Below are 20,603 nucleotides of genomic sequence, written 5' to 3'. Positions count from 1 at the left end.
CCACTAAAACACAAAATACATTAAAAACAATAAATTATATTAATCTTAAGTAAAAATAAACGGAAGAAAAAATAATATACCGCTGATTTTCAATTAACGGAAAAGGCATATATTTTATGCCTTTTAATTTCGTTAAAAACGAAATACTTAATGCGCTAATAAAAATCACCAATAACAAAAAGCTCATTAATTTTAATTTAGTGAAAATATTTACCCTCTATTTTTTACTTTTGACAGAACAAATATCTCCATTACCTTAATAAACTATTTCCCTGTTAAGAAATAAATATTAGATAGTTTAGCAATCATTGATTTATTAATGAAAATTAACGGGTTTTTATACTATCAAAAATCACAAGAAAAGAACTAATGACTTACCATGGTTTTTTTGCGTTATTTCATAACAAAAACCACCGTGAGGTGTAGTGAAATGATCTTTTTGACGTCATTTTCAGGCTAAAAAATGGCAGTTATTCGGTAGAAGACTATTCCAGACTGAACGTGATTCTCGGCATGCGACGGAAAGGAAAAATGAGGGAAAAAGCATTAAGCCATCAAAAGATATCGTGAAGCGGATTATCCGCAATATCGTGGAAGAAGGGCGCCCTGACAGGACGCCCTTCTTTGCATTACTTCAGGTTATCTTTGAAGAACGATGTACAGCTCTTTCGGCTGACCTACACGTTTGTACGCGTCTTCGCTAAACGCCTTTGAATGCGCCTGGGAAACGTTCTCATTGGAGAATCATCCTCAGTGGGTTGGGTGGAGACCTTTACGGACGTCAATAAAGCCAGAGTGGCGTCTATCACTAAGAACATGCCGCTGATAGTGAAAGAGCTTTGGTAGCAGCTATGGTCAAACGCGAACCGGCCGTTAAAAATAACCAGTGCACGCAACACCTGATGCGTAGGAACCAGACGAATCGCGCTCGCCGCCGACATCGACCAGAATCCCCCAATAGCGATCCCTATCAGTGCACGACCTGCCATGTAGATCATATAGTTGGGTGCCAACGCGATGATCGCGCCAGAGATCGCTATCAACAGCGTCAGCCCCAGCATTTTCGCTGCTGGTGGATACATTACGTGAAAGTGGTTCGTGGTATGGCGGGATAGAAGTTAGGTTTCTAATATTCCTATCCGTGCTGCAATACGACCTCAGAGGATTTGCAAATATAGTGAATCGTCTGCCTCTTATTATGCTGAATAGCGGAGCCGAAAGAGTAGATAACTGAAGGGAGGTAATCAGTATGTCGGAAGATATCTAAAATTGAATGGTTCATTTTTCCGAGATATTTACAGATTTTCTTAACGTCAATAGTGACCAAGCGGCCACCATCCTGCATTACTTGTGAAACTTCATATAGGGCTTCTGCCCAGTAGGGCTCTCTTCCCCACCACACGGTTGGAACATGTCGCCCTGTTCAAGAAAACCAATGAGTTCCGATAAGTGGCCCGCACCACTGATCACAACCAGGTTGTCTGTAAGTTTACCAACCGGAATCACAATCCCATTGTCGGCAAAATAGTCTCACGTGGCGATCGCGAATCTGAATCACAGAGCAGTAAAATAAGACGTACCACGAAGTTGTTGGTAACCAAGACGATGGCATCCGCAGACATCGTTGTGCTTTACGTATCCACTCAAATGTTGATTTCATCATCTCTCTTGCATGATCGCTGCATGTTGTTTTGCGATGTCTACTCTCCGATCGTACTCTTCGCTCGTAATGTTTTCATAACAGCAGTCTGCTTCATCCCTACGATAGCGGTTACAGCCATAAAAAACGCCACCATCTTTGTTCTTACGCTTAACCATTGTGCCAAGACCACAGCGTCGACAGACAATTTCAATCTCCTTACATTCCGGGTTCGCGCATATCCTTTGCATACCATTGTACATCACCATCGGTGAGCTACATTGCTTGCAGGCACTAGCCATATAATCACAGGCAGGGGAGTGAGAGCAGACATAGAATTTTTTATCATAGCGACTCACTTTGCCCGTTAAGGAGCCGGATTCACAATCTGGACAACTCCATTGACCGACCTCAAGAGAATCACTTTTCGTAATAAGCTGTTTACCCATTTTTGCAATTTCCTCAACAAAAACTGAGGTGTTCTGACTATCAAAGATCATAAATACATAGTGACGGGCACGGGTAACGGCGACATAAAATAACCGACGCTCTTCGGCAAACAGGTATGGCTCTTGCTCTGGGAGAAGAAGGTCTATCAGCTCATCATTTTCTTTTGCTGATGGAAAACTCCCCTTTTCGAGTCCCAGCAGGAGCACGTAATTTGCTTCCAGGCCTTTACTGGCATGCGCCGTCTGGTATTGGATATCCAGGAGTGGAAATTCGACCATTAGCGCTTTTACGTCCAGTTCCTTAAGGTCTCGCATATTTTCCAGACGATAGCGGCCAATAAGCATTACTGGTGCTTGACGGGTACTGTTAAGTCTCAATTCCCGATTTTGGCAACGAGTAAGTGCTCTCTTGATTTGCTGACGATAAGCCTCAGCTTTCTTTTGGTTATGATCGGCAAGGTCAATACCGGGTATTTTTTCCTGAATATCGAGCAGTTGTACTGCCGCATGTTCCACCTGTACGTGGGTAGTAATCTCTTTCTTCAACTGCGCCGGATTTCGAGTAACAAAGGTAGAACTAAGCTCATGTATGCGATTGTTAAAACGATAACTCTTGTCCAGAGGTAACATTCTCGCGGGCGAAAACTGATGATCAAAGCGGGTAAAAAAGCGGAGATCCGAGCCATTGAAGCGGTAAATGGCTTGCCAGTCATCCCCTACTGCAAACAGCCGCATGTTATCCCGGGTTCCCAGTAATGCTTTTAATAGCTTCCCTCGCCCACCAGAAAGATCCTGAAACTCATCGACCAAAACATAGTCATAACGATGATGAAACAGTCCTTCCTGAAGTGCCGTTGTCGCTTCCGCGATCATATCGCTGAAGTCCATTTCTTGCTGCTCTTTGAGATGAGCTTCGTAGGCATCATAAACGGGTTTAAATAACTCGATAAATGCCTGGGTACGCCCCATATCTATACGTTGAGGTGACGCTAGGAGGTCTGGAAACGAAAATTGCCCCTCTTTGAAAAGGCTAAGAAAACGGAGCATCAAATCTATAAAGCCCTGCCACGGCGATGAACCAGAGCTTTTAAGCTCATCTAGGAGTGTATCTGTGTCACGTAAATGCTGTGGCTCCTCAACCCGATTAAGTATATCGAGGATATTTTCTTCCAGCGTCCCTTCGCTCAATTGATAGCTATACAACTCTTCTAGGCGGGTATTGTGCTGTTTATGCAATTTCCGTTTCCAGGCTAATCCTTCGAGATATGTGGCCTGATCGACAAAAGGGGCCGTTCTCATTTCCCGATCGACGCCAAGGTATTCAATATAGGTCTTACTTCCCGGCAAATAGAAGTCAGGCTTATACTGGCGGCGTTCAATGGTTGCTGTGCTGATCTCATAATTCGCCTCGTACTCGAAGGGTACAGAATACAAATACAAATAGTTGGCAACCCGCAATTCGCCTACACTTTTAACCCATTGCCCAGTCAGGGTAATCAGACGACAACTTTGTAGAAATTCATGATATTCTTCAATGGTATTGAAATCGTATTCACAACGACCTGGCGTGCTATAACAAACAAAATATTTAACTAAATTTGTTTTATAATCATCACGGAGGCTGACTTCTGCTTCTAATGTTGATTCAATAAATTGGCGTAATTCATTATTTTGCTCAGCAAAACGTGTAAGCGAACGCTTGACGCCAATACTTTGAGCAACGATACGATTACCGAAAGCATGGAAGGTTGTCGCTTTTAGCTTGTCACCACTCTCTGGCAACCGCTCAGAAATACGTTCAGCCATTTCCCGCGCGGCTTTGTTACCGAAAGCCAGCATTAAGATGTTTTCAGGCTGAGCTAAACCAGCCTTCAATAGATACCCCGCCTTACCGATTAATGTCGACGTTTTACCTGTACCGGCACCAGCAATAACCAAAGTATGATCATCATTAGTTACACATGCTTTACGCTGAGGAGCACTCAGTGGCTGTGATTCGATGTGATCAAAGAAAGTTTGATAAGACGACAAGAGTTGTGGGATGACCAGCTCGTTAAAGTGATTTCTTCCTGATTCTGAAACATCAGCCACGGATAACTTCAGTGCCAGTTGTGCAATTGGGTTGCTGCCTTCACGAGCAATAAAATCGGCGTCAATGGCAAGGTCCTGCAAACGTTGTTTTACCAGAACTAACTGTGACAAAGAGCGCCATTCCCATGAAGAGAAATAGTGATGCCCTTTTTGATAGCGTTTGACTACCCCAAGTAACTCCCGCCACTCGACGCTATGCTGAAAAATATCCAGAGCTGCACACTGTATCTTTTGGATAAGCGTTTCAAGCTGCTGAAAGTTGAAACCATTTAAACGATATGATTCACGTTCTGTCCCAATTACAATCTCAGCATATAACCATCTTTGCTTTAACTTAATATTTTTAATATCGCCAATAGGCAATTTCTCACTTACGCCATGATATTTGAATACCAATTGGCCTGGAGACAGTGATATTTTTTTTGACCGCCGACGCCAGATGCCCCACAGATCGTAAAGTGGGTGTGTGCCGAGGTTATATTCACTTTGCAACTGTGGATTTAATGTGTCCATTCTTTATTGAAAAATCACAAATATAGAAATTTAAAAAGATGACCGAATGAATTGGAACATTCAACGTTGCCGGAGAGTGATATTTAGCCCTCTCAATCTAAGTGAAGGCGCTATACCGTCCAGCTGTTAGACACCACTTCAGCCTGCTTCAGAATCAGCTCTACCGCACCCGCGGTTTTATCCGGCGGATATTTGTATTTACGCAGCGTCTGGCGCACCAGAATACGGAGCCGCGCACGAACACTTTCACGTACCTGCCAGTCTACAGTGGTGGATTTACGCAGCTGCCGCGTGACTTCAATAGCCAGCTTTCTGAGTGTTTCATCTCCTAGCTCACGCACCGCACTTTCATTTTCTGCTAGCGCATCATAGAAAGCGATTTCATCTGGGTTTAAGCCCAGTGCATCATCGCGCGCCATCGCTTCCTGGAACGCTTTAGCCATCTGGATCAACTCTTCAATCACCTGCGCGGTTTCAATGGCGCGGTTATTGTATTTAAGCAATACGGCTTTCAGACGGTCGGAATACTTCTTCTGCTGTACGACGTTGTTGCCGGAACGAGCATGAATGCCATCATTGAGCAGTTTTTCCAGCAGTTCTACGGCCAAGTTACGCTGAGGCATTTCCCGTACTTCTTCCAGGAACTCATCAGACAGCAGACCGATATTAGGTTTATCTAACCCAGCCAGGGCAAACACATCCTCGACACCAGTCGCAACAACGGCGTTATCGAGAATCTTGCTTAACAGGGAATTTTTCTCTGACTGGCCAAATTTTGCCTTCGGATCAAGCTTAATCAGTCCCACCCTAACCGCCGAAAGAAACGCGAACTCCTCTTGTAAAGGTTCGGCCTCATCAAGGGTATTACACAATGACCAAGCTTTACTCATCGCCAACGAGACGTCGAGGTAACGCTTTTTACCGTCATCCAGACCCAGAATGTAGTTAACGGCATCGCGCAAGAACGCCAAAGGATCGCGAGAAAAGCCTTCGTAGCTAAAGCCTGATTTTCCTGCTAAGGACGCGAACATCCCATGAATGATGTCGATTTTTTCAAGCAGGACGGCAAAAGCTTCCCGGGCATCCACCGTGGTCTGCCCCTTCCCTTTTGAGTCGGTATAGGTTTTCAGCGCCTGCTTCAGCTCGTTCGCAATGCCGATATAATCCACCACCAGCCCGCCGGGCTTATCCCGGAACACGCGGTTAACGCGCGCAATGGCCTGCATCAGATTATGGCCGCGCATCGGTTTGTCGATATACATAGTATGGCAGCATGGCGCATCAAACCCAGTCAGCCACATATCACGGACGATCACCAGCTTCAGCGGATCGTTCAAATCCTTAAAACGAGTTTCAAGACGCTTTTTGGTCTGCTTGTTGTAGATATGAGCCTGGAGATGGTCTTTATCTGATGCTGAGCCCGTCATAATGACTTTGATTGCGCCTTGTTCGACATCCGTGCTGTGCCAGTCCGGGCGGATCGCTACGATGGCGTTGTAGAGCTTCACGCAGATATCGCGGCTCATGGCGACAACCATCGCTTTGCCATTCATGGCTGCATTGCGCGTTTCAAAATGTTGAACCAGATCGGCGGCTACCTGTTTGATACGCGGCTCTGAACCTACCAGCTTTTCCAGACGGCTCCAGTCGCCTTTGGTCTTTTCTTGCTGACCTGTCTCTTCATCTTCCACCAGCTCATCCACCTGATCTGAGAGTGTTTCTAACTCCTCATAGTTCAGGTCGAGTTTTGCCAGCCGGGATTCGTAGTAAATCGGCACCGTCGCGCCGTCATCCACCGCATCCTGAATATCGTAGATAGAGACATAATCACCGAACACGGCACGGGTGTCTTTATCTTCAGACGCAATCGGCGTCCCGGTGAATCCCATAAACGACGCATTTGGCAGCGCATCGCGCATGTGTTTTGCGTAGCCGTATTTATAAACCCCGGTTTCGCGGTCTAGGGTCGCACTCAGGCCATACTGGCTGCGGTGGGCTTCATCGGAAATCACCACGATATTGCTGCGCAGGTTGAGTGCTGGATGGCTCTGCTCACTGTCCAGAGGCGCAAACTTCTGCACAGTGGTAAATATGATGCCGCCGGATTCACGGGCATTGAGCAGCTCGCGCAATTCGTCGCGGTCGTTAGCCTGTAAAGGCGTTTGCTTCAGCAAGCCCTGCGCCTGGCAGAATGTGGCGTAGAGCTGCCCGTCAAGATCGTTACGGTCGGTCACCACCACGATGGTCGGGTTGTTCATCTCCGCCTGTTGCAGCAGCTTTCCAGCGTAACAGCACATTGAAATGCTTTTGCCTGAGCCCTGGGTATGCCATACCACACCCGCTTTTTTACTGCCGGGGGTAATGTTGCTACGCAGCGGCAGGTGTTTACCGGTAGACGCCACAATCGTTGCCGCGACGGCTTCGCGCACAGCATGGAACTGGTGATAGGCAGCAATTTTCTTGATCAACCGTTTGCCGTCATACTCAAACAGAACAAAGTAGCGAATGTAATCGAGAAGAAGCTCACGGTTAAAGAAGCCCTGCACCACGGTTTTAAGCTGCCAGTCAAACTGCGGTTTGTCGTCTTCATTAGCGACGGTTTTCCACGGCAGGAAGCGTTCTTCGTCCGCAGTCAGAGAGCCAATACGGGCATTTTGCCCGTCGCTCACCACCAGCGCTTCGTTGCAGATAAACAGGTCGCTAAGCTCGTTTTTATAGGTCTGTAACTGGTTAAACGCAGCCCAGATATCGGCATTCGCATCAATCGGGCTTTTCAATTCAATCACAACCACAGGCAGGCCATTGATATAGCCAATCACATCCGGGCGACGAACCTGTTTTGTGCCCTGAATGGCGACCTGATTCACTACCATAAAGCGGTTATTGTCTGTGTGGTTAAAATCCATCAGCAACGCTTTATCGTGAACCGTTTTGTCTTCACGTTTGTACTCAACGGGCACCCCGTCGAGCAGCAGATGGTGGAATGCTTTATTGCTGACGACCAGATCCGGGCTTTCGGGGCGGGTAATACGCAGTATCACCTCTTCCAGCACGGAAACAGGGAGATGGGGATTGATGGCTTGCAACTGCTCCAGCATCACCGGGCGCAGAAACACATCATGGAATGAGGCACGTAGCGGATTATCGCCATCCGGCGCAATATCGGGCCCGTGCAGCACTTCCCAGTCCTGTTCAGCAAACCATTTCAGGCATTGCTGTTCTAAATCGTCTTCGCTCAGCATCGGGCTTCCTCTGTCTCAGGTTCTTCCGTTTCTTCCGGCGCGTTAGAAATCTCTTTCAGCGCCATATTCAATGGAGCGATAAAAGGGTCGAGCGCTTTTTCAAACGCCGTCAGGTTTACCAACAGCCAGTCAATCATCGCTGGCCAGTTGCTCTCATCCAGACTGGTGGCGGGCGTGGCGAAAGAGATTCGGCACGATTTTTTGCCCGGCAACGGCTCCCACTTCAGCGCATGGCCAAAAGTGTTTTCAATCGTATCTTTACGCTCATACAGCCAATTAAATGCAAAGGTGTTGCTCTCCGCCGATGATTTGGCAATCCACAGCTCAACGCGGCTCTCTTTTTTGCTGAAAATCAGGTTCCATGAGACGGCGCTGATACCGGAGCCAGCACTGAGCCAATGGTCGGTCGAGGGGCTGATATTGTTATACAGTGTGCAAGAGCTGGCCTTCAGACGTTCCAGCGCTTTGGTCCAGAATGCCTTGCGGATCATCAGGATCGCTTTGACCCCGCCGCTGGTGGACTGTTCTTCGGCTTCTTTCTGTGCCATACCGATCATGAAGGATTCCGCTTCTGGCGTCGGAATCACCTGGCGAATATCGACAAACACATCGTCGTTGAATTTATACGGCTTAACCTTAAAACACTGCACCCGCAGGCCAAACTGCATCAGCCACAGAGCGGTATTGGTCACTTCTTTACGGAAGCTGGCCGCGACCATCATCACTCGCTGCGTGCGGCTCTGATTAATTTGCACCTCATCGAGGCTTTCGCACTCCAGAAACTCCGCCATCACTTCCGCCGCCGGACGAGTCTCTTCCGGTTCGTATTTATCGAGATAGAGCTGGAAGATGTCGAGGATCTGATCTTTGCGCAGGTTCGCGCAGTAACCGGCATATTTCAGCGCCTGCCACACTACATCGCGCCCTGAGTCATCAAGCTTGTTTTCGATAATCACCAAGTTGCGCTGTTTATCGATCGCCAGCAGGTCGAGGCGCTCTTTGGTGTCGTCAAAACCGGCGAACTCTTTCTGGATAATCAGCAGTTCATCATCGTTATCACGGGTTAACGCCTGCGGGTTTTTCGCCAGCCACTCCTGCAGATGATCGCGTTCACGAAAGCCGAGGCTGCTGAACGACACTTCTTGCAGGGAGTGCAGGCTGTTGGTCGGCGTATCGACTTTATACATTTTCCGCCTCGCTTACCGCCTGCTCGGCTTCCGGCAGGGTGATTTCACCTGAGAGCAGTTTGGGGAGTAGGGTGTCGCGGAGTTGGGTTAACGTTTTATTCTGAACATTATTACTTTCAATAAATGAATAATACTTACCAACAGCCTTTGAAAAAGCGTGTGTTATTTTCTTCTCAGGGCAAATACACTGCCAATCCATTATTGCTTTTTTATCTCCCCGAGGCATTTTCACACCTTTAGACGTCAGCATCATAAAATCAAAGAATGATTCTTGATAAAGCAGATTGTAAATATACTCCACGGCAATAGAGTCTCTTGCTTCAAAGGCTAACACATCCGCCGAACGTCCCCCCTCGAACCGAGCTAACCAAATTTTCTTGAAATAAGGGCGGATATTGGAAATCAGAACATGTCCACATCTGAAATCAGGCACGCTGTTTACAGATGGTAATGAAGAAGCAGTAGAAATACCGGCTCGATTTTCCAGCATATTCTCAGTGGAAATATATGTATCTGGTGTCAGAGAGGAAATATCGACTTTCCCGTTGGCAAAAGTGGCAATATCGCTCAATGGACCATAGCACCACCCTTCAGGAATCCCCCCCAACTCACTCTCCTGCATCGCAGACGGAAACAGTTCTGCCGTGGCTTTTAGCTCAGCATAGTGCTCAGGGTGTTCACGCTCAAAAACCGCCAGCGCATCAGTATCTTTCCCGGAAATCGCCGTCATGGCAGCACGTGTCGCGTCTTCCTGCGAACCGCCCGCTTCCAGCGCTGCGATTTTGGCTTTTACCGGTTCAAAATCGACAAACCAGCTTTTGAACAGGGCTTGCGCCATTTGTTCTAGGGTTTGGTTGACTCTCTGATTAACTTCAATTTTATTCTCTAAAGAAAATAAAAACGATGCAATGGCTGATTGTGTTTCATAACGCGAAGGAAAACTCACTTCGAAAGGGTAGACTGCGTTTCTATTTAGTGACTTCTGAGCACTTCCAGAATTAAACTGATCAAAATTGATCTGCTTAAGGAAATAATATAGGAACTCAGGACTATGCCCCTTAAAATCAGTAATATAAAGAGATGTATTTAAAGGCCAATAATTTCCCGAGACATAAGAAATTTGCCCCATGGAATTACCACTACGTCCTATGATTACACCGGGCCCTTTCGCTTTATATTGATCATGGTAACCTGTAACTCCAGATGACCCCATGACTGGTATTTGACCAACCTTACGTTCTTGGGATGGAAGGTCATGACCCCTCTGTAATGTGAATATATCGCCTAGTTTTTTTTTCCCCCATTCAGAACTCATAACCCAGCCCCCCCAGATTCGCCTTAATCTGTTCTTCCAGCTTCGCGCTATCTTCTAGTTGATCTTTCAGCTGTGCCGTCAGGCGTGCCATCTTCTCGGCAAAGGGTTCATCGTCTTCTTCCTGCTCGGCGGCACCCACGTAGCGCCCAGGGGTCAGCACAAAGTCATTTTTTTGAATATCTTCCAACGTTGCAGAGAAGCAGAATCCGGCTTCGTCTTCATACTCTTTATCCATCTGCCAAGCGTGGAAGGTATCGGCAATTTTGGCGATATCCTCGCGGCTGAAATCACGCAGCACGCGGTCTTTCATAAAGCCAATCTTACGGGCATCAATGAACAGGACTTCGCCTTTGCGGTGCGCTTTGCCGTTACTGCCAGATTTGTCTTTGGTCAGGAACCAGATACAGGCCGGGATTTGGGTGTTGGTAAACAGCTGACCCGGTAATGCCACCATGCACTCGACCAGATCCGCTTCGATCAGGTTGCGGCGGATCTCGCCTTCGTTGTTGGTGTTGGAGCTCATCGAGCCGTTAGCCAGCAACAGCGCCATCGAACCTTTTGGTGCCAGGTGATGGACCATGTGCTGCATCCACGCGAAGTTGGCATTGCCCTGCGGCGGCGTGCCATATTTCCAGCGCACGTCGTTTTCCAGCTTCGCGCTCCACCACTCCTTCATGTTGAACGGTGGGTTAGCCATCACGAAGTCGGCGCGCAGATCCGGGTGCTGATCGTCCAGCAGGGTATCGGCGTTTTTGCTGCCGAAGTTAAAGTCGATGCCACGGATCGCCATGTTCATCGCCGCTAGCTTCCAGGTGGTCGGGTTCGACTCCTGACCGTAGACGGAGATTTTCTGTTTCTGCTCGGCGGCGTTGTACTGCTTTTCGCCCGCATGCTCTTCAATAAAGCGGTCGCTGGACACAAAGAAGCCGCCAGAACCCATCGCCGGGTCGTACACGCGGCCATTATACGGCTGCAGCATTTCGACGATCAGGGTAACGATGCTTTTTGGCGTGTAGTACTGGCCGCCCTGTTTGCCTTCCGCCAGCGCAAACTGCCCCAGGAAATATTCGTAAACGTGGCCGAGAATATCTTTGCTTTTTAAGTTGAGCTTCTCGCCGTTATATTCCGGGTTGCTGAAGTTTGCATCAGAGAAGGTATTAATCAGCCCGGTTAGTACCTCGTTGCCTAACTGATACTGACTAATTCGGTTCAGGATACCTTTCAGCTTCGGGTTGGTTTTTTCAATTTCATCCAACGCATTGTCCACCAGCCAGGAGACAGAACGCAGTTTGACGTCCTGCCCGGTAGTTTCGTCCACCCACAGCACAGTACCGGTCGGCAACATGGCTTTGTTTTTTAGCGTTTCCCAACGCGCGGCTTTTGGCACCCAGAAGATGTTCTTTTCTGCGTAGTAATCTTCCACTTCCAGTTCATCAACAATCGCCTGCGCATACTCTTCATCAGAATCATAACCGTCACGCGACATCGCGTAGATATTGTCCGGGTTGCCGACATCGCGGAACAGAGTGATCAGATCTTGCTGACGGGCCTCAAAGGCATCGGACACATACTTCAGGAAGATAAGCCCCAGCACGACATGCTTGTAGTTGGCGGCATCCATATTGGCGCGCAGCTTGTCAGCGGCCTTCCAGAATTTGTTATCCAGCTCGTTCAGGAACTGTTGTTCGGCGTTGTTCATGAAAATCCTCGGGGTAAATCGCAAAGAAAGAGCAAACATGCCCTATTGCAAATTCATTTTTGGAATGCAGTTCGCAAAATGATACCCGGAACGGTAATGATTACAAACGCCACTGCGTAAAGAAATTTGCATTTGAGAGGTGAATAATAGGAAACTAAACCGCCGTTCCGTTTGCAACTTCAGCGCTTTTACCAGATACGCAGCTCATCCTTTGAACTGTAAGAACAGTCCCGCAGCATCGAAACGATAAATTTACAAAGTGTTAAAAGTGAGTAATTGCGCATAAATTTTGATTAAAGGTAATCAGAATGTTGTCGATGGTTATTCTTTGGCTTTTTTTTATATGAAACAGGTAAAACTATGCCCTGGCTTAATTCCATTTTATTGGCGCTTACGTCTGTGCAACCCTATATGGTGCCAGCAACCGTTATTGGCCTCGTCAGTGTTGCATTTCTCTGTTTTATTTTCTTTTATCTCTACAGGTCGGTTAAAATTGTTAACCAACTGAAAAAATATACACAGTCAATTAATAATATTGAAAATGATGAGCCAGATAATCAACTAGAGCATCTGAAGAATTTGTTTGTTCAACCAGAGCTAAAGCATGCCTGGAATGAATTTGCAGACTCCTTGCATCCGCAGCGCGAACTGGTTGGCAGTGAAGAGAAAATTGTGAAAATTCGCGCCACCGCACCGAGCGCCAACTTTTTCTCAGAACAGCAACTGGTAGATATTCCACTTAATACTGAATTCTTTAAGCATCTCCCCGGCATACTGACTGGGGTGGGGATTATCGGCACGTTCTATGGGTTGATGATTGGCCTGAATCATTTTGACCCCAGCACACCGGAGCAAGTGGCCAGCAGCGTCAATAATCTGCTGCACGATGTGCTTTACGCTTTCCTTGGCTCTGCAGTTGCTATATTTGCGTCCATCGTTGTCACATGGCTGGAGAAATTCTCTCTGGCGAAATGCTATAAATATCTGGAAAAATTTACCGCTTCCATCGACAAGCTTTATATCAGCGGGGTGGGAGAGGAATATCTCGCCTCACTGGTGAAGTCCAGCAACGAAAGCGCCACTCAGGCGCGCCAGCTGAAAGAGAGCCTGGTCACCGATCTTCGTGACATGCTGCTCCATCTCGCCGAAAGCCAGAAAGTTGAAAATGAACGGCTCGCGAATACATTAAGCAACACCTACCGCGAATCAAGCGCACAGTTTGCCGACCAAGTGAGTGGCGCAATCGAAAATAGCCTGAAGTCACCGCTGGATAAAATTGCGGGTGCAGTTCAGACCGCCAGCGGCGATCAAAGCGGCATGGTACAGAACATGCTGCAGGATGTACTGACTGCATTTATGGCGAAGCTCGACACTACCTTTGGTCAGCAGTTTACGAATCTCAACGAAATGATGGGGCAAACCGTCGGTGCGATTCAGACGATGCAAAGCGGCTTCTCCGCCCTGCTACAGGACATGCGTCAGGTCAGCGACGATTCCCGTCAGGGCAGCGCGCAGTTAATTGAACAACTGCTCTCTGAAATGAAATCGGGCCAACAGGCCATGCAGGCGGGCATGAATGACATGCTCACCAGCTTACAGTCCTCTGTCGCCAAAATTGGCGCTGAAGGCGAAGGTGCTGGTGAACGTATGGCACGCCAACTGGAGAAAATGTTCGCCGACAGCGAAGCGCGAGAAAAAGCCCAGGCAGAACATATGTCCGCCTTTATTGAAGCCATTCAGAATTCCGTGCAGCAGGGGCAAAGTGCCACAATGGAAAAAATGGCGGCTTCTGTCGAAGCACTCGGGGAGCAGTTGAGCAGTCTGTTTGGGCAGATAGATAAGGGTCAGCAACAGATATCAGCGAACCAGCAGGCTAACCAGCAGTCCCTGCACGAACAGACGCAGCGGGTGATGAGTGAAGTAGACGATCAGATTAAACAGCTGATTGAAACCGTTGCCAGCCAACATCAAGGGACGACGGAAACACTGAATAAACTCGCAGAACAAACCAACCGACAGATTCAGGATATGCAAAACGGCGCGGACAAGATGCGTGTTGCGGCCGAGCGCTTTGAGCATGCAGGAGAAAAGGTGTCGGAAGCCAATCACCTCACGGCTGACGTACTGAATAAAGCACAATCGGCAGGTTCATCGCTCGCCCTTGCCACCAGCGAACTCACTTCCGTTGTCGCGGATTATCGTAACAATCGGGAAGCCGTCAGCAAATCCATTGCCATGCTGGAGTTGCTTGCAGCCAATACTCAGTCTGAACAGACTACCCGCAGCCAATTCATTACCGACCTCAAGCAGCATGGTGAGCGCTTGCAGAGCTATAACCGTGAAGCGCAGACCTTTATGGAGAATGTCAGTGACGTGCTCGGAAAAGGTTTTGAAGACTTCTCAGAAGGTGTTTCGCGCAGCCTGGATAAAACGCTGGGCAAACTGGACGTTGAGATGGCCAAAGCCTCTAATCTGCTTGCAGGTTCTGTCGAACAGATCGGAGAAAGCGTCAGTGAGCTTGACGATGTTCTGTCACGCGCTCGTGCCTGAGGAGTGACGGCTGATGTTTGGAAATGCATTTGGTGTTAGAAAACGCCGCGGTGATGAAGCAGAGAAACCCTTCTGGATCTCCTATGCCGATCTGATGACCGCCATGATGGTGCTATTTCTGGTGGTGATGGTCGCGTCGCTAAGCTCCGTTACACAACGTATTCAACGCGCGGAGCAAGGGGAAAAAGTCAGAGGGCAGGATATCACCAGATTATGTGAGCGCCTGGAGCTGCATGCACGTAATGTGAACAAAACCATCGTGGTGGATTGCCACGATAACCGCATCAGCTTTGGTGAGGCAGGTCGTTTCGACCACAATCGTTTTTTCCTGAACGCCGAAGGGCAAAAAGCATTACAGGATGTCGTTCCACTTGTACTGGAGGCATCTGACAGCGATGAAGGCAAAAAGTGGTTTAAACAAATCGTCATTGAAGGATTTACCGACACCGATGGTTCGTACCTTTACAACCTACATCTCTCCCTTCAGCGCTCTGAATGGGTCATGTGCAGTTTGCTGGATAGTCGTAGTCCTCTGCAAAAAAGTATTTCTGCAGAACAGCAGCTCCAAATTCGTAAGCTTTTCCTTGCTGGTGGTGTCTCGTTTAATAATGCGAAAGAGAGCAAAGAAGCCAGCCGCCGCGTCGAGTTGCGCATGCAGTTTTTCGGGCTTAAGGATAAACGTGGTGGGGCCGAAGAAGTGGATTTCCCTCCGGTCGTGAATAAAGAAGTTTGCCAGTTGGTAATGCCGCAATGACACCCGCACTGAATTCTCTATCGCAGCGTATTGCAGCGAAGATGTCTTCCTGCCAGCAGGATGATAATTATCTACGCAATGATTTTCACGCGTTGGCCTCTGCAGCCCTCGATATAGAAAAACGTTTTGATAAAGCAGAGAAGATACCCACACCGCCGCATGAAATGCGACTGGCAGCCCTGCGTCGTTTTCGCCTTGCGGAAGAACTGACTGAACGTGAGTGGCGGATGGTGTTTTATGGCCTTGCCGATAATGACCCTCTATCCCCCGACCAGCCGGTATTGCTGGAGGATGAGCATTTTTTCCCGAAGGTAAACAGCGCTATCAAAAGACGGCTCGAAACCAAAACGTTGAAACGCCGGGACTGGGCAGCACTCTGTTCAAGCTATTTTGCCTACAGGCACGAATATCCGGAGAACAACCCACACTGGTGTGTGCTGCGTGGGCATATCGCCCAGGGTTACTTCGTAGTGAAAACCGAAATTCGCAGAGAAAAGTCATGGATGAAAACTATTGAGTTTTACCACGACATTTTTACGCCCCAGGCTGGCGGAGTGATATCCCATCAGCTACTTTCCGGCGAGAGCAACTCTTTATCATCATTAGAAAAAATAGCGCAAATCCCCGACAGCAGCTGGTTGTGGAAACGTATTTTCACCGTATTGCTGGCGCAGCTTGATACTCTGGATGATCCTCATTATCTGGACAAAATCAGTTGGCTATTAGGCCTGGCGACGCAGTGGATACGTTTTCGCGATGACATCATAACGGCGACGCTGACCCGCTATTACCATTCTACTTATCGTGATCAAGCACATTCCGCTCTGAAACAGGCCGCCCTGGAATACTGGGATAACCCGCAACTGAAAAGCCAACAGAATAAATGGCATCAGTATGTTTCTGAACCCGTCGCAGCAATGGTACGGGGCTGGCTGGCAAAGCAAGATCTGATGCACTTCTTTGAGCTATTACGCGGGAATGACGATGTTGATCAGGCACGATTGCACTACTGGCTACGCTTCGCGAACCAGATGGGATTTACCCGTATTGTTATGGGGCCCGATGCCTGGCAAGATCGTGGCAGCGATTTTATGAGATTCCGCGAGGAGAATCGTGGACGGCTGAGTCATCTGCGCGGTGGACGTAGTTTCGATAACGCCATGATCATGCAGATTAACGATTACATTTTCGTTGAGTTTTCAGGGACGGGGAACGCGATGTATGCCTACCGAGTGGGTCAGGCTCCATTTAACCCAGAGTCACACTCATTGGATATTAATATCCAATTAAAAGACAAATACCGTAATGTTCTTCGTCTTCCACATACTCCACGAGCCGAAGGCTACACCAAAGCCCGACTCACTGGCTGGATGCTGAAATATGATGATGAACTGCGCAAACTGGGTATCCGCTGGATGGCTGAAGAGCCCATCAAATTTGTTGATAAAAAAGCCCCCTCACCCGCCTCGGTATCTGATATCAAAATCATCAATCCATTGCGGGATACGGCAATACAGCGCTTGGTTGAAAACACCTCATGCATAGTCAGCGATAACCGACAAAAAGGTGGTGTGCTCTCCGTTCAGCTCAAATCTCCGGATGACACAACGGAAAGAGAGTTGCTACGACTGGGTTTCGCCCCTGTGACTAAAGAACCTCATCGCTACTGGATCAAATAATGCTGAAACGTTTGTTAAACAAACTGACGGGAAACCGTCAGCAGATAGAACGCCACCTGAAGAATCAGTACCAAATTGAGGAAAACGGACTCAATTTTCAGCAATCGCTGGTTGATGACCTGGAACTTTGGGCTCTGGCATCCTGGCTTGAACAACTGGCTGAAGAAGACTATCTGATATCACTAACAGACCGCTGGTTGTTGAGTTGGGATACATTGTATCGTCTATTGGAAGACGAGGAACATGCCAGCAGCCTGCCTTTGATTGGCGTGCCTGAGATTTTGCCCCTACGTGCAAGTTTGAGTTCGCGAGGAGCTCTAAGCGATAGTGATTTCCGCGTCTGGATTGCTGAATGGGCTACACTTCCCGCGCGTCAACCTATCCGCTTTAGCCGTACCGGGGCTATTTTTACTCATGAAAATCAGCAGCATCTGTTGTCACGAGAAAACTGGGCACTCTTGCAGGCAACCGAGCAGCTCAGCATGCAGCAAACTCAGACTCCCGGCGAAACCACCAATCAACTGGGATGGGCTGTAATTCGCAAATGTGCGAAACAGGCCGCCGCAAAATTTGATGATTATTTAGAAAAAACGCATGTCATCAAACCAACTTCATTGTCGTTACGCCTGCGTAAGGCGACAGTTGCTGATACTGCCGTTATCGAAATTGAGCCCCACTTCGAGGACCAGCCAGCTAACTGGCTCGGTAGTTTTGACAAAAACTTGCAGGTTCATGATAGCTACCGTATACCCGGAGAGAATGGCGAACTCAGCCATGTCATCATCCCCCCCGAAGTGAAAGAAGTCCTGAATTCAATACACTCAATCCCAGGCCGTCGGGTGGCCGGTAGTGAAGCGCTTTCCTTTGTTCGCAACCCCTATACCTTCCTGGGTGAAGATGCCGCCAGTGTTATTGCCCCCGAAGAACATGAACAGGCACTGTTTGATGCCCATATTTTCTTCCATCACTTCAAGCTTCAGCCTCGCGTAAATGATGAGAACAAAATAGAGGATATTGCGTTGGTTCTGGAGCCAATCTCACCGGTACCACAACCGGAAGTGTCATTCCTCTTCTCTGCCCCATGGGAGTTGGATAAATTTGTTCAGGCTCTGGGTATCAGCGTTGCCGCACAAATGCCAGCAGGTTCCTGGCAGGGTTACGAACTGGAATTGAGCCAATTCACCGAACTGCAGTGGCATGATTGCCAGTCACTGCTGACGCGCTGGCAACAGGAAGTCGAAGGTAAAGAGTTCACCGATGTTCTGGATATCAACAAATATGGCGATCGCGTTATTGGTATCGGTGAATTTGAAAAAATATCATCTCGCTGGCTGAGCAAAGCGCAAAGCGAAAACTGGCTCCCTGACGATATCGATTTCTCCGCATTTTCGGTCGAAACGCTGGATGGCTGGCAACCTGATAACCTGCAGCATTTCGATGAACTGCAGGAGAGAATCACCCAGGCAGAAGCTACTGGCGAAACGCATATCATCTCCCCCTGGAATGATACTGAATTACCGCTGGATGCAGCTAAAACGTTCAGTAGGAACTGGGAAAAACAGAAAAATACAGCAAATGAATCTGAGGGCAATGCTGTTGATAAAACAGTCCGGGCTGTCCTCAAAATTGAACAGAACATTGAAGATGTGGCCTACATCAAACAGCGCCGCGATTCACTCCTCAATGCACGTCATGCTGAACCTGAAATTCCTCTGAGTCTGAAAGAGCATATCCGACTCAAAGACCATCAGCGTGAAGGCGTGGCCTGGCTTCAGCAACTTTTCCTTCGTTCACCTCAGGAAACGGCAGGCTGCCTGCTGGCGGATGACATGGGACTAGGGAAAACGCTGCAAATTCTGAGTTTTCTGGTCTGGTTCATTGAAAAATTCCCAGACGAACCACCAAGTCTCATTGTCGCCCCGGTCTCTCTTTTAGATAACTGGGAACGTGAGCTGGATAATTTCTTCTACACCACAGGTATTCCGGTATTGAAATTGTATGGTGAGACCATTAAAGCGGTGAAATACCCGAAACAAGCCATTCCAGCTCATCTACAGTCTCAAGGGATCAAGAATTTACTCAAACCCGGCTGGCAGAGTGAGGCGAAAATTATTCTGACAACTTACGAAACCCTTCGCGATCAGGAGTTCTCACTGGCGCGTCAGCATTGGTCCATTATGGTGTGCGACGAAGCTCAAAAAATAAAAAATCCAGCAGCATTAATCACCCATGCAGCGAATGCCGTACAAGCCAGGTTCAAAGTAGCCTGCACCGGCACACCGGTGGAAAATACGCTTGTAGACCTTTGGAGCCTATTTGATTTCGCTCAGCCGGGTCTATTAGGGGCGCTCAATGAATTTGGCAAGCACTATGTTCGCCCTATAGAAAATGAAGCGGGTCGTGATACGGGGCGACTTGAAAGTTTACGAGCGTTGATTGAACCACAAACATTACGCCGAACTAAAGAAGAGGTAGCGCGCGATCTGCCGCAAAAAATCGAAGTCACCAGCTGTAAGCAACTGTCGTTTTCAGGAGTTCAAAAGCAACTGTATCTTTCCTCTATTGCCAACTGGCAACAACAACAGGCGCTAAGCGAAGGAATGCAGCAGTCGGGCGTTGGGGTGTTAGGGTTGTTACATCGACTCAAACTCATTTGCGCGCATCCGGCAGTGGTTAGCCCGGGGCCTCGCTATCGGGAAGGCTCGCCAAAACTTAACTGGATGCTGAAAACGCTGGATGAAATTAAACACAGCAGTAAAGACAAGGTGATTATCTTCACTGAGCTGCGTGATCTACAGCGCGAGATACAGCATGCGATTCAGCAGCGGTTTGGCTTCCGCCCGGTGATAATTAATGGTGATACCAGCACTAAAAGTCAGAGCCAGAACAGCCGTCAGCGATTGATTGATGATTTCCAGGACCAACCCGGCTTTGGCGTGATTATTCTTTCCACGGTAGCGGTTGGTTTTGGGGTTAACGTTCAGAAAGCCAACCACGTTATTCATTTCACCCGCTGCTGGAACCCGGCAAAAGAAGATCAGGCAACTGATCGCGCCTACCGTATCGGTCAGACAAAAGATGTGTATGTGTATTACCCGACCGTAAGGGACGGCGATATTACGACATTTGAGGAAACTTTAGATGTGTTGCTCAACCGCAGGCGTGCGCTTGCAAGAGATATGCTTTGCACTTCCCCGGATTTAAGCGGGGTAGATTTCGAAGGTGTGTTCAAAGGAGCATGAACAAGGTATATCAGCTATTACATTTGGCACTAACGCATTAATATTTATACCGTTACATCGTGATCCCTCTTACGCGGATGGATAACAATGCCATCGTTTTCATTTTCTTTCAGCACCTGACCCACCTTCATATATTGAGGTGCAAGATAGTGCCTGTTCGTATCAGGCCTTCAGATTAACGCAATCTATCGTCACCGCTACAGGTGTCTCTGAAAGAAAAGTACAGGAAGTGTTAAACACGCT

General features: G+C 48.0%; 9 protein-coding genes and 1 pseudogene. 4 read left to right on the top strand and 6 right to left on the bottom strand.

What is annotated here, in order from left to right:
* Positions 1-869: 869 nt before the first annotated feature.
* From MYB54_RS04750 to MYB54_RS04725, 6 genes and pseudogenes are all read right to left on the bottom strand, one after another.
* Positions 870-1,061, bottom strand: a pseudogene (locus MYB54_RS04750) (MFS transporter); the annotation flags it as partial.
* Positions 1,062-1,659: 598 nt separating this feature from the next.
* Complete coding sequence (locus tag MYB54_RS04745) at positions 1,660-4,692, bottom strand: UvrD-helicase domain-containing protein (RefSeq protein WP_014916361.1); 3,033 nt, start codon at positions 4,690-4,692, stop codon at positions 1,660-1,662.
* Between the two features lie 110 nt (positions 4,693-4,802).
* Positions 4,803-7,934 carry a type I restriction endonuclease subunit R gene (locus tag MYB54_RS04740; protein ID WP_014916362.1) on the bottom strand — a complete coding sequence of 1,044 codons (3,132 nt, stop codon included), beginning with the start codon at positions 7,932-7,934 and terminating at the stop codon, positions 4,803-4,805.
* Positions 7,928-9,121, bottom strand: a complete 1,194-nt coding sequence (locus MYB54_RS04735) for a DUF4268 domain-containing protein (protein WP_014916363.1) — start codon at positions 9,119-9,121, stop codon at positions 7,928-7,930. Before MYB54_RS04735 ends, MYB54_RS04740 begins: the two co-directional genes overlap by 7 nt.
* A complete protein-coding gene (locus MYB54_RS04730; protein ID WP_040038328.1) occupies positions 9,114-10,436 on the bottom strand; it encodes a restriction endonuclease subunit S in 1,323 nt (440 codons plus the stop codon). Before MYB54_RS04730 ends, MYB54_RS04735 begins: the two co-directional genes overlap by 8 nt.
* Complete coding sequence (locus tag MYB54_RS04725) at positions 10,426-12,135, bottom strand: class I SAM-dependent DNA methyltransferase (RefSeq protein ID WP_248721574.1); 1,710 nt, start codon at positions 12,133-12,135, stop codon at positions 10,426-10,428. Before MYB54_RS04725 ends, MYB54_RS04730 begins: the two co-directional genes overlap by 11 nt.
* Before the next feature lie 360 nt (positions 12,136-12,495).
* Between MYB54_RS04725 and zorA1 the strand changes: the two genes are divergently transcribed.
* The 4 genes from zorA1 to zorD are packed head-to-tail and all read left to right on the top strand — an operon-like array spanning position 12,496 to position 20,360.
* Entirely contained in the window at positions 12,496-14,685 is a 2,190-nt protein-coding gene (gene zorA1, locus MYB54_RS04720; protein ID WP_248721573.1) for a type I Zorya anti-phage system protein ZorA1, read from the top strand.
* A gap of 13 nt (positions 14,686-14,698) precedes the next feature.
* Complete coding sequence (zorB1, locus tag MYB54_RS04715) at positions 14,699-15,439, top strand: type I Zorya anti-phage system protein ZorB1 (RefSeq protein WP_040033381.1); 741 nt, start codon at positions 14,699-14,701, stop codon at positions 15,437-15,439.
* On the top strand, positions 15,436-17,118 hold the full coding sequence (gene zorC, locus MYB54_RS04710) for a type I Zorya anti-phage system protein ZorC (protein WP_248721572.1): 1,683 nt from the start codon (positions 15,436-15,438) through the stop codon (positions 17,116-17,118). Before zorB1 ends, zorC begins: the two co-directional genes overlap by 4 nt.
* Positions 17,118-20,360: a type I Zorya anti-phage system protein ZorD gene (gene zorD, locus MYB54_RS04705; protein ID WP_248721571.1), complete on the top strand. Its 3,243-nt coding sequence runs from the start codon at positions 17,118-17,120 to the stop codon at positions 20,358-20,360. Before zorC ends, zorD begins: the two co-directional genes overlap by 1 nt.
* Positions 20,361-20,603: the final 243 nt, after the last annotated feature.

The organism is Pectobacterium nicotianae, assembly GCF_023272715.1.
GTDB lineage: Bacteria > Pseudomonadota > Gammaproteobacteria > Enterobacterales > Enterobacteriaceae > Pectobacterium > Pectobacterium brasiliense.
This window is presented reverse-complemented; position numbering and strand designations above follow the sequence as displayed.

What these genes read in the sequence shown, in the direction of transcription:
- MYB54_RS04735 (WP_014916363.1), bottom strand. Translation starts at nt 9,121, where the DNA reads ATGTATAAAGTCGATACGCCGACCAACAGCCTGCACTCCCTGCAAGAA.
- MYB54_RS04730 (WP_040038328.1), bottom strand. Translation starts at nt 10,436, where the DNA reads ATGAGTTCTGAATGGGGGAAAAAAAAACTAGGCGATATATTCACATTA.
- zorA1 (WP_248721573.1), top strand. Translation starts at nt 12,496, where the DNA reads ATGCCCTGGCTTAATTCCATTTTATTGGCGCTTACGTCTGTGCAACCC.
- zorD (WP_248721571.1), top strand. Translation starts at nt 17,118, where the DNA reads ATGCTGAAACGTTTGTTAAACAAACTGACGGGAAACCGTCAGCAGATA.
- MYB54_RS04745 (WP_014916361.1), bottom strand. Translation starts at nt 4,692, where the DNA reads ATGGACACATTAAATCCACAGTTGCAAAGTGAATATAACCTCGGCACA.
- zorC (WP_248721572.1), top strand. Translation starts at nt 15,436, where the DNA reads ATGACACCCGCACTGAATTCTCTATCGCAGCGTATTGCAGCGAAGATG.
- MYB54_RS04725 (WP_248721574.1), bottom strand. Translation starts at nt 12,135, where the DNA reads ATGAACAACGCCGAACAACAGTTCCTGAACGAGCTGGATAACAAATTC.
- zorB1 (WP_040033381.1), top strand. Translation starts at nt 14,699, where the DNA reads ATGTTTGGAAATGCATTTGGTGTTAGAAAACGCCGCGGTGATGAAGCA.
- MYB54_RS04740 (WP_014916362.1), bottom strand. Translation starts at nt 7,934, where the DNA reads ATGCTGAGCGAAGACGATTTAGAACAGCAATGCCTGAAATGGTTTGCT.